14 protein-coding genes are annotated in these 14323 nt (G+C 69.6%); 6 read left to right on the top strand and 8 right to left on the bottom strand.

Annotation, left to right across the window (positions count from 1 at the left end; genetic code table 11):
* Positions 1-10: 10 nt before the first annotated feature.
* The 6 genes from SYV04_RS14555 to SYV04_RS14530 all read right to left on the bottom strand — a co-directional run bounded on the left by SYV04_RS14555 (position 11) and on the right by SYV04_RS14530 (position 5931).
* Entirely contained in the window at positions 11-592 is a 582-nt protein-coding gene (locus SYV04_RS14555) for a Uma2 family endonuclease (RefSeq protein WP_321546347.1), read from the bottom strand.
* Positions 593-837: 245 nt separating this feature from the next.
* Positions 838-1575, bottom strand: coding sequence for an SDR family oxidoreductase (locus SYV04_RS14550; protein ID WP_321546346.1), 738 nt, complete (start codon positions 1573-1575; stop codon positions 838-840).
* Entirely contained in the window at positions 1572-2969 is a 1398-nt protein-coding gene (locus SYV04_RS14545; protein WP_321546345.1) for an FAD-binding oxidoreductase, read from the bottom strand. The genes SYV04_RS14550 and SYV04_RS14545 overlap by 4 nt, the downstream gene beginning before the upstream one ends.
* A 10-nt stretch (positions 2970-2979) precedes the next feature.
* A complete protein-coding gene (locus SYV04_RS14540) occupies positions 2980-4428 on the bottom strand; it encodes a UbiA family prenyltransferase (protein WP_321546344.1) in 1449 nt (482 codons plus the stop codon).
* Between the two features lie 91 nt (positions 4429-4519).
* Complete coding sequence (locus SYV04_RS14535) at positions 4520-5560, bottom strand: class I SAM-dependent methyltransferase (protein ID WP_321546343.1); 1041 nt, start codon at positions 5558-5560, stop codon at positions 4520-4522.
* Positions 5557-5931 (bottom strand): MXAN_6627.5 family MYXO-CTERM protein, encoded by a 375-nt coding sequence (locus tag SYV04_RS14530; protein WP_321546342.1) that lies wholly within the window; start codon positions 5929-5931, stop codon positions 5557-5559. Before SYV04_RS14530 ends, SYV04_RS14535 begins: the two co-directional genes overlap by 4 nt.
* Positions 5932-6032: 101 nt before the next feature.
* Between SYV04_RS14530 and SYV04_RS14525 the strand changes: the two genes are divergently transcribed.
* Positions 6033-7358, top strand: a complete 1326-nt coding sequence (locus SYV04_RS14525; protein ID WP_321546341.1) for a response regulator — start codon at positions 6033-6035, stop codon at positions 7356-7358.
* A 410-nt stretch (positions 7359-7768) separates the two neighbouring features.
* Complete coding sequence (locus SYV04_RS14520; protein ID WP_321546340.1) at positions 7769-8242, top strand: hypothetical protein; 474 nt, start codon at positions 7769-7771, stop codon at positions 8240-8242.
* A 13-nt stretch (positions 8243-8255) separates the two neighbouring features.
* Here the strand turns inward: SYV04_RS14520 and SYV04_RS14515 are convergent, their stop codons facing one another.
* Both SYV04_RS14515 and SYV04_RS14510 read right to left on the bottom strand, forming a co-directional pair.
* The gene (locus SYV04_RS14515) at positions 8256-10313 is read right to left on the bottom strand and encodes a spermidine synthase (RefSeq protein WP_321546339.1); all 2058 of its coding nucleotides are present in this window, start codon (positions 10311-10313) and stop codon (positions 8256-8258) included.
* A gap of 10 nt (positions 10314-10323) precedes the next feature.
* Positions 10324-10965, bottom strand: coding sequence for a hypothetical protein (locus SYV04_RS14510; RefSeq protein WP_321546338.1), 642 nt, complete (start codon positions 10963-10965; stop codon positions 10324-10326).
* 51 nt (positions 10966-11016) lie between these two features.
* Between SYV04_RS14510 and SYV04_RS14505 the strand changes: the two genes are divergently transcribed.
* The 4 genes from SYV04_RS14505 (at position 11017) to SYV04_RS14490 (ending at position 14323) form a co-directional block, all read left to right on the top strand.
* The gene (locus SYV04_RS14505; RefSeq protein ID WP_321546337.1) at positions 11017-11511 is read left to right on the top strand and encodes a hypothetical protein; all 495 of its coding nucleotides are present in this window, start codon (positions 11017-11019) and stop codon (positions 11509-11511) included.
* Positions 11512-11590: 79 nt separating this feature from the next.
* Complete coding sequence (bcp, locus tag SYV04_RS14500) at positions 11591-12178, top strand: thioredoxin-dependent thiol peroxidase (protein ID WP_321546336.1); 588 nt, start codon at positions 11591-11593, stop codon at positions 12176-12178.
* Between the two features lie 162 nt (positions 12179-12340).
* Complete coding sequence (locus SYV04_RS14495) at positions 12341-13729, top strand: sensor histidine kinase (protein ID WP_321546335.1); 1389 nt, start codon at positions 12341-12343, stop codon at positions 13727-13729.
* Between the two features lie 129 nt (positions 13730-13858).
* Positions 13859-14323 carry a hypothetical protein gene (locus SYV04_RS14490; protein WP_321546334.1) on the top strand — a complete coding sequence of 155 codons (465 nt, stop codon included), beginning with the start codon at positions 13859-13861 and terminating at the stop codon, positions 14321-14323.

Here is a 14323-nt window from a genome sequence, read left to right as displayed (position 1 = left end):
TCCTGGCTGCTCAGGGCGTTCGGAGGGGAGGCCAAAGCTCGCCGAGCTTCAGCTCGATGGCGTCGAATGGGGCTGCGCGGATGACGTCGTCCTCGCCATACACGCCCAGCTCGACCCAGCGTCCATCGGTCAGCTCGCTGACAGTGAGCGTCCGGGCCTCCAGATCGACGTACCAGAGGTGGCGGACGCCGATGCGCGCATAGAAGGGGCGCTTGATGCGCTGGTCGTAAGAGCGCGTGGTCGGAGAGAGGATCTCGCAGGCCCAGTCGGGAGCCTCAGTCCACCGCTCTTCGGGTAGCACTGGGAAGCGGTCTTGGCGCCAGCCTGCAATGTCCGGGACAAACTCCGGAGAACCTCTCGCTTGGATGCCGGGCGCGAAGATGATCCACCAGCTCTCCGAGGGAAGGGTTCGAGACCGACCTATGGTTCGCAGAGCTGCGAGAAGAGCACCGACAACATAGCCGTGCCTCGGATCTGGCAGAGGATGGATGTAGAGGGTTCCATCGATGATCTCCCCTCTGATGGTTTCGGGAAGGGCTTCGATGTCAGCCAGAGTGGCAGGACCTTGTAGGTTCTGTGCGCCGTAGACCACGTGGTAAGTGTGGAGGCACCTGCGGCGCTTTGCAAGCGAGCCTAATCCCCTTCAGGTAAGTGAGTGACGGCCCAACTCCCGAGAGAGGACCGCCGCTTCTCATGTGCATAGCCGCCCGCCAAGTCCTGAAGACAGCGCAGCGCCAGGTTGGCTCCGAGTCGTACTTCCGAGGCCACCCAGCGGCGCTGCCGCCCAACCTGTCTGATGTCGGACAGGTTTACCCAGGTTAGGAGGCTCTCTGGGCGTCACAGCTTCAGCCGCTTGAAGATGCCCTCGGGGATGGAGCGGATGATGAGCATGATGAGCGCCCAGATGCCTGGGACGTAGACCTCGTTCTTGCGCCCATCCGCCGCCCGGAGGATTCCCCGGGCCACCTTGTCCGGTGAGGCGAACAGCTTGTTCTTCGGCAGGTGCGCCGTCATCGGCGTGTCCACGAAGCCCGGCTTCACCGTCACCACCGCCACCCCCGAGGGCGCCAGCCGGTTGCGCAGCCCTTGGAGGAAGACATTCAGCGCACCCTTGGAGGCGCCGTACACGTAGTTGCTCTGCCGGCCGCGGTCTCCCGCCACCGAGGAGATGACCACCAGCGTGCCCGCCTTCTGCGCCTCGAAGCGGTTGGCCAGCACCGTCAGCAGCGAGGCCGCGCTCAGGAAGTTGGTGCGCAGCACCTGCTCGGCGTCCACCCAGGAGCGCTCGCATGCCTTCTGGTCTCCGAGCACGCCGTGCGCGATGAGCGCCCCGTCCAGTCCTCCGAGGGCCTGGGTCGCGCGCTCCACCAGCGCCTCGTGCGCGGCGGTGTCGTTGAGGTCTAGCGCCTGCTGCTCCACCTTGGCGGCGCCGCGCGTGGCCGCGTCCTTCGCCACCGCGTCCAGGTTCGTGGCGTTGCGGCCCACGAGGTACAGCGAGGCCCCACGCGCGGCGAGCAGCCGCACCGTGGATTGGGCAATGGCGCTCGTGGCGCCGAGGACGAGGACCTTCTTCATAGGGAGGATCTCAGAGGGACCGCGGGCAGCGGGGCACCCTCCTGTAGCGGAAGCGCAGCGGGTTGCACCGCGGGCGCCACCGTCACCCGGCGCCAGAAGGAAGAGGAGAAGGCGGGGTCCACGTACGCCTTGAAGCGCTCGAGCTGTGGGAAGTACGTCGCGAAGCTCTCCGCGCTCATCCGCGCGTCCTTCGCCGGGTACACCGCGCCGCCGGCTTCGCGGGTGATGCGGTCCAGCTCCGCCACCAGCCGCCAGGTGCGCTCGCCCCGGTTGGCGAAGTCCAGCGCCAGCGTCACTCCGGGCCGGGGGAAGGACAGCCAACCCGGAGAGGGCACGCCGCCGAACGTCTTCAGCACGTTCAGGAAGCTGGGCACCTCGCGCGCGCTGCGCTCGAGGATCTCCTGGATCGCGGCGCGCGCGGTGGCGTGGGGCACCACGCACTGGAACTGGAGGAACCCGTCGCGCCCGTAGATGCGGTTCCATCCCTGGACCGCATCCAGCGGATAGAAGAACGGGTCATAGTGCTGCAGGCGCTGGCCGCGCTTGAGGACGTTGGCGCGGTAGTAGAGCGCGTTGAAGGCGGCCACCGACAGCCGGTTGAGGCTGAAGCCCGGCATGTCGAAGGGCACCGCCAGCCCCGAGCCGTGGCTCAGGTGGCTCTTGGCCAGGGGCAGCCCGTCGAACTGCGGCGGAGCGAAGTTGCCCCGATAGAACAGGCCCCGGCCCACCTTCCGGCCCCGCGCCAGGCTGTCCACCCACGCCACGGTGAACTCGTGGTCCGGCTCCGACTCGCGGGACACGGCGAAGAACGCGTCCAGGTTCTCCAGCGGCACCGTCTCCGTGAGGACGAAGGGGTTGTGGATGGGCCGAAGCTGCACCTCGGCCCAGAGGATGAGCCCCGTGAGCCCCAGCCCGCCCACCGTGGCCTCGTACCAGTCCGGGTTCTCCTCCGGCGAGCACACGCGCCGGCTGCCATCCGAGCGCAGCAGCTCGAAGCGCCGCACATACCGCCCGAAGGTACCGGCGCGGTGGTGGTTCTTGCCGTGGACGTCGTTGGCGATCGCCCCACCCACGCTGACGAACTTGGTGCCCGGAGTCACCGGCAGGAACCAGCCCCGAGGAACCGCCAGCCGCAGCAGCGTGTCCAGGGTGACGCCCGCCTCGCAGCGCACCACGCCGGTGGCCGCATCGAAGCCCAGCAGCCGGTCCAGCGTGGCGGTCGTCAGCAGCGTGCCGCCCTCGTTGAGGCAGCTGTCGCCGTAGCTGCGGCCCTGGCCGTAGGGCAGCAGCGTGCCGCTCGTGGCGGGCAGCCGGTCCGTCTGCCAGACGATGGGGTGCGCTGCCTGCCGCGCGGCGCGCGGGAAGCGCCCCCAGGATTGAAACGCGTCGCTCATCCCGGCCTTCTCACGTGGCGGCCAGCAGCACCAGCACCGCCGCTGCTCCCACCGCGTAGCTCACCTTGTCCCGCAGCGCAAAGACGAGCGGATCCTCGTTCACCAGCCCGCGGTGCGCCAGCAGCCACACCCGGCTCACCCAGTACAGCATCACCGGGCACAGCAGCCACAGCCGCTCGGGGTGGCCGTAGAGCGCCGTCACGTCCTTGCTCGTGATGTAGAAGGCCAGCACCAGCACGGAGATGTAGCCGGCCGCCACGCCCAGGCTGGAGAGCTGCTCGTAGTCGCTGGCCAGGTAGCCCCGGCCCGGTGTCGCCTCCTCGTTGGAGGCCCGCAGGCCCCGCAGCTCGGACAGCCGCTTCACCAGCGCCAGCGACAGGAACAGGAACATGGAGAAGGTGAACAGCCAGCTCGAGGTGGGCACCCCCGTGGCCAGCGAGCCGCCGAAGATGCGCACCGTGTACAGGCCCGCGAGCACCAGCACATCGAGCACCATCACCTGCTTGAGGTGCATCGAGTACGCCAGCGTCGCCACGTAGTAGGTGGCGAGCAGCGCGGTGAAGGGCAGCGGCAGCAGGAGCAGCGCCACCGCGAAGCCGGCCACCAGCAGCACCGGGGCGAGCACCGCCCCCGCCCGCACCGGCAGGTCTCCCGAGGCGAAGGGGCGCCGGCGCTTGGTCGGGTGCCGCCGGTCCGAGTCCAGGTCCAGCAAGTCGTTGAGCACGTACACGCTGGAGGCGCACAGGCTGAAGGCCGCGAAGCCCAGCACCGCCTGCACGAGCAGCCCCAGGTTGGCGCCCTTGTGCGCCGCCATCAGCGGCACGAAGACGAGGATGTTCTTGGCCCACTGGTGGACCCGCAGCGCCTTCACCCACGTGCGCACGCCCGTGGAGGACGCCTCGAACACGCGCACCTCGCCACGGCCCAGCGCGCGCACCTTGCGCTGCAGCCCCGCCGAGCCATGCACCACCAGCGCCCGCCGGGCCTCGCGCCACAGCGCCAAGTCCACCTCGCCATCGCCCGCGTAGTCGAACTCGGGGTGGGCCTGCTTGAGCCGCTCCAGCTTGCGCGCGCCGGAGAGGTTCACCCGCCCGTCGCTGGCGTACACCTCGGAGAACAGGCCCAGGTGCGCGGCCACGGCCTCGGCGATGCTCTGGTCCGCCGCGGTGGCCAGCACCAGCTTGCGCCCCCGTGCCTTCTCCTCGGTGAGGAAGGCCCGCAGCGGCTCGCTGTAGGGCAGGCGCGCGGCGTCCAGCTGCACCCGCCGGCCCACCTCCGCCTTGAAGGCCGCCTTGCCCTTGAGCAGCCACAGCGCCGCCAGCACCAGCAGCAGCGGGTTGCGCTTGAGCAGCACCAGCAGGCTCTCGTGCAACGTGTCCGTGCGCACCAGCGTCCCGTCGAGGTCCACGACGAGCGGCACGTCCGGAGACGAAGCGGGGGCGGAGGGAGCGGAGGACATCGCGAGAGAGCTCGAGGCTAACGCAGGGAGAGCAGGGCGGGCGGCCCATTCGCGCCGGGCCGTGGGTCGTTCGGGGGCCGAGCGGGCGCGCTCACTCGGGGCGGGCGAGGATGAGCGTCTGCAGCGGCAGGTGGCGCACCGTCTGGGTCTTGGTGATGCGGAAGCCGGCGTCCTCCATGAAGCCCTCCACCTCGGCGGAGCTGTACGCGGCCGCCTTCGAGGTGAGGAAGTAGTGCAGGCCGATGAGGGCCGCGGTGGAGGGCGGAGCCTCGGTGTCCTCGCGCAGGTACTCCAGCACGGCGAGCGTGCCCTTGGGGGCCAGCGCGGCGCGCACCCGGCGCAGCAGCGCCACGTTCTGCGCGGGCGACAGGTGGTGGAGCACCTGGAACACGAGCACCGCGTCGTACGGGCCGCCCAGCTCGGAGGTGAGGATGTTGCCCTCGCGGTGCGTCACCACGTGCGTCAGCCCCGCGGCGGCGATGATCTCCCGCCCCACGCGCGCGCTGCCCTCCAGGTCCAGCACCGTGGCCTTCAGCCCCTTGTTGCGCTGACACAGCTCGGCGGAGAACCAGCCATGGGCCCCGCCCAGGTCCAGCACGTGCCGCGCGCCTCGGGGCAGGGAGATGGCGCCCGCCACCTCCGGCGCCGCCAGCCGCGCCAGCTGGTGCATGGCGTGGATGTAGTCCTTCCAGCGTGGGTCCTCCGGGGCGAAGTCGTGGATGTCCACCGACTTGCCGGTGCGCACCACGTTCTCCAACTGGCTCCACCAGTCCCACTGGGCGTAGTTGAACTCCAGGAAGGCGCCCATGTACTGGGAGGAGCGCGGGTCCAACCAGCGCTGGGCCCGCTCGTCCAGGGAGTAGCGGCCGCGCTTGCGCGTCACCACCTCGCAGGAGATCAGCGCCTCCAGCAGCGCGCGCGTGCCCTCGGGCGAGAGCTTCAGCCGCTCGGCCAGGGCCTCGGAGGTGGCGGGCCCCTCGGTGAGCGCCGTGTACACCCCCAGCCGCACGCCCGCCATCAACGTGCGCGCCGCCATCATCCCGAAGAAGGCCTGCACCACCGGGCGCGGCGCCAGGTTCAGAAAGTCCGCCACGCGCTCCAGCAGGCTGTCCGCCTTGAAGCCCAGCCTCACCCCTGCCTCCGTCTCCAGGTGACCACCACCAGCCCGAGGCCCACGAGCATCACCGCCGCCTCGGGCCCCAGCAGGCACCCCACGCGCTCCGCCTCGCGGATGCCGCTGTACTTGCACTTGCCCTGGGTGCAGGCGAAGCGGGGAGAGCAGTCGGCGGTGCTGTGGCAGTCGGTGACGACGCGGCCCACCCCGTCCTCACCCTCCGGGTTGTCGCGATCGGCGCCACCCTCACCCACCGAGGCGTCCGGCGCGGGGACCGTGACACCTCCATCCTCCTCGGGAGTCTCCTGGGCGTGGCCAGAAGTTGGCACTCCAAGCCCCAGGAGCAGCAGGCAGGCGAGTAGGCGGGGATGCGGGAGGAGACGGTTCACGAGGGCGCCAACCTATCTTTCCGGCGGCCGGGATGCACCCTTTGGGAGCGCAAACAGTTTCCTGATCCCGGCCCCGAGGTTTTGCTAGGTTAGGGCCCTCGATGGCCCCTCGAATCCTCGTCGTGGACGACAACCCGGAGCTCCTCTCCCTTCTCACACAGCTCTTCGAGGATGCGGGCTACGAGGTGAGCGGCGCCAGCCGCGGCAAGCAGGCGATCGAGCTGGGGCGGACGCAGCCCCCGGCCGCGGCCGTCATCGACATCCTCCTGCCCGACATGATGGGCTACCACCTGGCTGATACCCTGCGTAAAGAGCAGCCCGCACTGCCGTTGCTCTTCATCACCGGGGTGTTCAAGGGCGGCAAGCACGCGCTGGAGGCCCGGCAGAAGTACTCGGCGGCGGGTTACTTCGAGAAGCCCTTCGAGGCGCAGAAGCTGCTGGAGGCGGTGGGCAAGCTGGTGCCGCCGGAGAAGAAGGCGGTGCCAGTGGCCTCGATGCAGGACGCGTTCGAGGTGGAGCTGGACATCGACGTGGAGGAGGAGGGGCCGCAGGACGCGATGGAGCTCACCGGCCGCATCAAGGTGACGGGCGGCGGCAACCTCTCGGCGGAGATTCGTGGCGCCAACCTTACGGCCAACCCCATGCAGAAGGCGCCGGTGACGCAGGTGCGTCCGCCGCAGCCGGGGCGGCCGCCGGATCCGGTGCCGGCGGGAGCGGGCGGGCCGGGCATGCGCCGGGGCGAGCTGAAGGACAACCTGCCGGCGCTGATTACGGCCTTCTACCTGTCGCGCGAGACGGGCGAGCTGGGCGTGCAGCGGGGCAAGGTGAAGAAGGTGGTGTACTTCGAGCACGGCACGCCGGTGTTCGCGCTGTCGAACCTGCTGGCGGACCGCTTCGGCCAGTTCCTGGTGCGAGTGGGGAAGATTCGGCCCGAGCAGTTGCAGGACGCGGCGACGGTGGCGAACAAGACGAACCGGCGCACGGGCGACGTGCTGGTGGAGCGCGGCCTGCTCAAGGACACGGAGCGGCTGTACTACGTGGGCCAGCAGGTGAAGGCGATCATCTACTCGCTCTTCTCGTGGGAGGACGGCACCTACGTGATGAGCTTCAAGGAGAAGGCCTCCACGGAGTCCATCAAGCTGGACCTGCACCCGGCGAACCTGATCGTCCGCGGGGTGAAGAAGCTCTACAAGCCGGAGCGCCTGCGTCGGCTGCTGCAGCCGGAGGATCGGCTGATTCCGGCGGTGGCGCCGGCCTACCAGCTCAACGAGGTGGAGCTGGAGCGCTGGGAGGCGGAGCTGTTGCCGCGCATCGACGGCAACCGGACGGTGGCGGAGCTCCTGGCATACGCCAACCGGCCCGAGCAGGTGGCCTACGGGTTCCTGGTGGCGATGATGGCGCTGGGCATCCTCGACCGCCGCACCTGAGCCGAGGGCTGGCTGGGCCCAGGATTCAGCGCGGACCGATGAACCAGACGATGTCTCCGACGTCGGGAGGGCGCCCCAGGGCGGCCCACTCCGCGTCGATCTTCGCGAGCTGCTCGTCCACGGAGCCCTCCCACAGTTGATACGCGCCTCCTGGCAGGAGTCTGGCTGCGCGGAGTGAGCCCTGGTGGAGGAGGGGCCGAAGCGCGCGCAGGGTCTCGAGGCGGAGTTCCGTCTCCGACGCTTCTGGCCAGAGCTGTCGAACATCGTCCGCGATCCACCACAGGCCGACGTCACTGCTCGCACAAACCTCGACCCATCGCTTTTGGGTGTCCTCCAGAGCGGTGTTGGTGGTCATGGGGTGAATTTAATCTCGCGGATCCCAATGCCGGGGATACAAGCAGTTCACGCCTATGCGCACTCCGACCTTCACCAAAGTCCTGCGTCGGATCGAGAGACTTCTGGCGGGAGGGCTGAACTATGTCGTCACCCTCGACGTGAAGGTGCTCGAACCGTCGGGCGAGGAGCTGTCCTGGCCCGAGGTGGTGCGCCGGTGCTACCCGGAGAGCGAGCCGCACACGGCGAAGGTTCGGCAGGTTCCGCTGGAGGAGATGAAGGCCGAGATCGACTCTAGCCTGGGCTACGAGGGCGACGAGGGAGCGGGGCCGAGGCTCACGGCGGCCAAGAGGAAGCAACTGGGGGAAGAGCTGCTCCCAGCGTTCTGGAGCGAGCTGGAAGCACTGCTCTCGCTGCGGGATACGGACATCTACGAGTACCCCAGTGACAAGGGCCTACCGGGCTACACCGTGTTCTGGTTCTACGCCTACGTGCTCCATGACCGGAAACAGGGGCGGTGGATAGTCCTCATGGGAAGCTCCTCCGACTGAGTTCACTTCCGGCTCAGGAGCCGTAAGCGAGCACGTCGAGCAGGAGCGGTAGGGCGGAGTCACCCTGGTTCGCGGCCAGGTACCGCACAGCCCGGGCGTACTGACTCAAGGCTTGCGCGGCCGGTGCGGTGCCAGGTGTCTGCGCCGGCTCCGAGAGAGCGCGCCCGCAGCGGCGGACGACGCGGGTGTGGAGGTAGCGAGCCAGCTGCGCGTGCAGATCCTTGGGACCGTGAGAGGCCCAGGCCATCACCTCCGAGCAGAAGCGTGCCCCGCCTTCGCCCGCCATATAGGCATTGAAGCCGTCATAGGTGGGTGCATGGGTGGTGGCCGCCTGGGCGTAGTGCCGGGCGGCGATGAGGCGCAGCTCCGAGTCGCCCGCCTCCTGGACCTGCTCCTTCCACTCAGGCCGCAGGCTCGCGCGGCCCAGCGCCTCGAGGTAGCCATCGAAGTTGCCTTTGAGGTGCAGCGCGTGCTCCGGCACCCAGGAGTCGCTCAGCGGGCGCAGCCCCCGCCGTGTGTCGGGCACGGGCAGCAATTGGAGCGCCGCGATCGCCATGGAGGCCCGCAGGTCCGCAGGCACCGCTTCATCACGGGCCTGCCGCGCCAGCGCGCCGCGCACCTCTTCCAAGGAAGTGCGCTCACGGAAAGCATAGAGGTGCCCGTTCTCGAAGTAGTCGTTCTGGAAGAGGGAGGCGAAGCCAACGCGCAGCAGCGCGGAGTGGAGGTGGTGTACCGGAACGATTGGCGTGGAAGTCTCCAGCCCTGTGAACACCTGGAAGTCCCACAGGTTGGTGTTCATCTGCAGCACGCCACCGGGCGCCAGCCGCGCGTGGGCCAGCGCGAAGAACTCCTGGGTGACGCAGTGGGCGGGCAACTGCTCGCCGGAGAAGACATCCACGACGATGTAGTCGTAGGCGCCCCGGTCCTCGCGCAGGAACAGGCGCGCGTCCTCGACGACGAAGCGCACCCGAGGCTGCTCGATACGGGGCACGAAGCGGCGTGCTAGGTCACTGACGAGCGGATCAATCTCCACCGCCGTGATCTCCGCCCGAGGATCAGCCTCCAGGAGAGCGGCCACGGCTCCCCCCAGCGCGCTGCCGAGGATGAGGTAGCGCCGGGCGCCGCGCGCCAGCCCCAGGTGGAGATAGGAGTTGGTGAACTGATCCTTCAGCGGCCGGCCCGGATAGACAGCGGAATGCACGAAGCTCCGGGACGGCATGTAATAGAGCACCGTGTCCCCGGCCTCATCGGTCGAGCGGAAGATCTTCACGTTCCCGTAGAGCGACTCGGCGGAGAAGACGAGCTGCCCCATCCGCGAAGGAGCGTTCACCCCCTCCGGACCACGCAGGAAGCCCGCGCCCACGCCCACCAGCAGCACGGCGGCCGTCACCCCCGCCGCACCGTGCCGACCCATCAGCGCGAACCCTCCCACCAGCGCCGCGCCCAGGAGACCGAGGAAGATCCACAGCGTGGAGGGCACGCCCAGCAGGGGAATGAACACGAAGGAAGGCAGCAGGGTGCCGACGATGCTGCCCACGGTGGACAGCGCCATCAGGTTGCCAGCGGTCGCGCCGACCCCACGAGCCTCGGCACCACCCTGGGCCGCACGAGCCGTCAGCACCTTGATGAGGAAGGGAGACACCTGGCTCAAGGCCAGCATGGGGCCCGCGTACAGCAGCAGCGTGGCCACGGCGGGGGGCACGGCGTGAATGGCCATCGACCCCCGGAATGCACCCCGCAGCGCGAAGCAGGCCTCCAGCAGCGGCTCCGATAGGAAGACGCCCGTTAGCGCCACATACACCCCCGCGCCCAGCAGCAGCCACAGCAGGAAGCCCAGGTCATACCGCCGCGAGAAGCGGCCGCCGAGGTAGTAGCCCGCGGAGAGGGAGATCATCACCAGCGCCAGCAGCACCCCCGTCACGTAGATGGAGGAGCCGAACGTGGTGGCGAGCACCCGGAAGGCGCACATCTCCAGCAGCATCACGCCGAAGCCGCCCAGGAAGGCGAGGCCGTGCAGATACACAGAGGAGAGGCGAGAGGAGGCGCCCGCGTCAGGCCGAGCGGTGTCCATCACGCCCTGCCTACAGCCGAGAGCCGATCCAGAACAGGCCGAGGGCGCCCGAGGTCAACGCGACAGCGCGATGCACCCAACCGGCGAGCCGCTCGCTCATGCGAGAGAAGCCCTCGGCGAAGATGAGCCCGACCACGCCCATGCCGATGAGGATGCCCAGGGCGAAGCCCGGCAGGTACGTCCACGCCGACAGGCTCATGCTGCCGCCCACCAGCAGCGGAGGCAGCGCCAGCAGCAGCGAGCGCACGCCGCTGACGGCCATGAGCGCGCCGGCCGCGGTGCTCACACCCTCGTGGATGTGGGAGTGCGGCTCGCCAGCGTGGCCCGGCAGGTGGGGGTGGCCGTGGCGAAGGCTGTTGGGGAACAGCAGCGCGGTGACGGCCAGGGCCACCAGCACACCGCCGCCGAACACCTCGGCCCAGCGCTCGAAGGCCTCGGACAGGCCGACGCCCGCCAGCAGGCAGAAGGCGGCCACCCCGCCCAGCACCGCCGCGTGGCCAAAGGCGAAGCGCAGGGCGGTGAGCAGGGCAGCGCGGCGCCGCCCGGTGCCCAGGGTACCGAGCGTGGCCATGGCGGCACAGTGGTCCGGCCCCACGGCGTGGAGCAACCCCTGGCCTAGACCGACGACGAATGCGAAGAAGACGGGCGACACTTCGGCGCACCCTACCCGCGCGCCGCTCCCATGGCCAGCACAGGAGAGCCCATGTCCTCCACTTTCCAACGACTCCCGGCCGCGGTGCTCCTTGCCCTGGGGCTGCTCGTGCTGCCCGCCTGTGACAAGGGCCCGGAGCAGCTCGCCAAGGCCCAGGCCCAGTACGCGGATCTCGTGCAGCGCGGAGTGAACCCGAGGGACCCGGCCTACGACGCGGTCATCGCCGCCTTCGAGGCCATCCCGAAGGACTCGAAGGCGCGGGCTGAGGCGGACGCGCGGCTCGCGGCGCTGAGGGCGCTCCGAGGGCCGATGCCGCCCCGGCCCCTGGCCACGCCCGGGGCAACAGGGCCGGGCACGGGCGAACTCGAGGCCCAGCGCGCCGCGTGCGAAGCGCTGGCGAAGGAGCTGGGCACGGCGCCCTCGGAGCGGCGGGAGACGGTACGGCAGGCGCTCGCGGAGTGCCGGGCCCGGCAGGTCCGGCTGGAAGCGGACTCCCACCCGCCGGGAGAGCACGGCCACGACCACGAGACCGACGCGGGGCGTTGAGCCTCGGGTGGGGTGAGCCAGAGGTGACGTGCGAAGTAGGGCTTGCGTCGGCCCCGGGGACGGGGTTACCAGAGGCCCCATGCCCCTCCCTCAAGTCGGCAGCCAGGCCCCCGCCTTCCAGCTCTCGGACCAGACCGGCAAGACGGTCTCCCTCTCCCAGTTCGCGGGGAAGCACGTCGTCCTCTACTTCTACCCGAAGGACAACACCTCGGGCTGCACGAAGGAGGCCTGTGACTTCCGCGATGAACACTCCGCGCTCGAGAAGGCCGGCGCGGTGGTGGTGGGCGTCTCTCCGGACTCGGTGAAGAGCCACGAGAAGTTCGTCGCCAAGTACAGCCTGCCCTTCACGCTGCTGGCGGATCCCGAGCACAAGCTCGCGGACGCCTACGGTGTCTGGGGAGAGAAGTCGCTCTACGGCCGCAAGTTCATGGGCATCACCCGCACCACGGTCCTCATCGACCCGCAGGGCCGGGTGAAGCAGGTGTGGCCCAAGGTGAAGGTGACGGGCCACGTCGGCGAGGTGCTCTCCGCGCTGAGCGGCGGCGATGCGGCCGAGCCCTCTGCGGAGCCTAAGAAGAAGGCATCGGCCGCGAAGGTGGCCAAGAAGGTCGGCGCCGCCGTGAAGAGCGCGGTGAAGAAGGTGGCCAAGAAGTCCCCGAGCCGCTGACCACGCGGGAGCGCTGAACCGCCCGCCAGGCACCCTGGAGGGCGGGCAGGCAGACAATCGGCCCTCGTCCTCCTCGCCCATTCCTCCATGTGCGAGCGAGGAGGCGTCACCACCCTGAGCGGAGCCTGCGCGCGTGTGCGTGCTGCTCGACGGGGGCCGATCATGTTGCACGATTCCATCGACACCACGCTCGTACCCACCTTCCCGCCAGAAGTGCTCGATGAGGTGAAGCGCGAGGGGGTGTTGCGCGAGTTCCAGCCGGGAGAGCCCCTCTTCACCGAGGGCCAGCACGACTACGACTTCTTCGTCGTCCTCTCGGGCGAGGTGCGCGTCACCCGCCGGCTGGGGAGCGAGGATCAGGTGCTGGCGGTACACCGGCCCGGAGCCTTCACCGGAGAAATCTCCCTGCTCTCGGGCGGGCCCGCCATCGCCACTGGGCGCGCCGTGGGGGAGACGCGCGTGCTGCAGGTGAAGGCGGAGGCGTTCCGCCGCATGGTGGCCGAGTGTACGCCGCTGGCGAGGTTCGTCCTCCAGACGTTGGTGACGCGCCGGCAGGACGCCGAGGCGCAGATCCGCCAGCAGGAGAAGCTGGCCGCGCTGGGGCGCATGGCGGCGGGGCTGATGCACGAGCTGAACAACCCGGCCTCGGCGGCGCGGCGCTCGGCGGAGCAACTGCGCGAGGAGTGCCTGGAGGCACAGCACCGGGCGCTGGCGCATGACGAGCGGCTGTCAGCGCCGCAGCGCGAGGTGCTCGCGGAGCTGATGCGGGACCTCCAATCCGCCACACCGCTCCAGCCGCTGGACGCGCTGGCGCAGAGTGATTTGGAGGACGGGCTGCTCGGGTGGCTGGAGAGCCATGGCATGGCCAATGCCTTCTCGCGCGCCACGACGCTGGGGACCGCGGGGGTGGACCTGCCGCACCTGGAGGTGCTGGGGGCCACGCTGGAGGGCGAGGCCCTGGAGGTGGGGCTGACGTGGCTGGAGAAGACGCTGCTGCTCACGCAGCTCACGGACGTGATGGATGCGAGCACCCAGCGCATCTGCTCGCTGATCGCCGCGGTCCGTCAGTACACCTATATGGACCGGGACTGGCTGCAGGAGGTGGATGTGCATGCCGGGCTCGAGGCGACGCTGGCCATGTTCGCCCACCGCCTGCGCGGCGGGGTGACGGTGACGCGCGACTATGACGGACACGTGCCGAAGCTCTGGGCTCACGGCAGCGAACTCAACCAGGTGTGGACCAACCTCATCGAGAACGCGCTGGACGCGATGAAGGACCAGGGCAACCTGCGCGTGAGCACCCGCCTGTGCGGGGACGAGGTCCACGTGGAGCTCTCGGACGATGGGCCGGGCGTGCCCGAGGAACTACAGGCGCGCGTCTTCGAGCCGTTCTTCACCACCAAGGCGCTGGGGAAGGGCACGGGGCTGGGGCTGGACATCGCCCTGCGCATCGTCGAGCGCCGGCTGGGAGGCCGCATCCGCCTCCAGTCGAGGCCAGGAGACACCTGCTTCCGCGTGGAGCTGCCGCTCAAGCCGGAGCTGCCTCACTGACGCTCCCCTGGAGGCTCTCCGCCCGAACTGACAGGGGCCGGGCCGGGTGCCGGGTGGGTGGTTGAGGCGCGGCGCGGTGCTCATCCCTTGAAGCGAGTGGGGGCTCGTGTGCCCCTTGGGAGATGGGACATGAGACACAGTGGCTTTCGACGGTGGATGTGGCTGGGAGGACTGGGCTCGGCGCTGGTGCTGAGCGTGGGGTGCGGCAGGCTTCCGCAGACCGGCGGCGAGCGACCGGATGATCCGCCCGAGAACTTCTTCGGGGGCCCCGTGCGCCACGTGCCCCAGGACTTCTACACCCACTACCAGGTCGACGCGAACCGGGGCTTCAACGGGACCATCGGGCAGCTCGGCTCGAGCATCGACCCGCGCACGCCCGAGAAGCTCGGCACGCAGGGCAACAGCCGGATGGAGGATGTGACCGGGTACATGGGCCGAGGCGTGACGACGCTGGGGGGCAACGAGGCCCCCACCAGCCAGGGCATCGGCGGCGGTGGCAACGCGGGCACAACCGACATGGGGTGGCGTGAGCACCGCGGCAACGAGACCCCCGCGCCTGACTGGGGCGACTACGGCAGCAAGCTCAACAAGTGA

Origin of the sequence: Hyalangium ruber (assembly GCF_034259325.1) — a bacterium.
In the GTDB taxonomy this organism is placed as follows: domain Bacteria; phylum Myxococcota; class Myxococcia; order Myxococcales; family Myxococcaceae; genus Hyalangium_A; species Hyalangium_A rubrum.
This window is presented reverse-complemented; position numbering and strand designations above follow the sequence as displayed.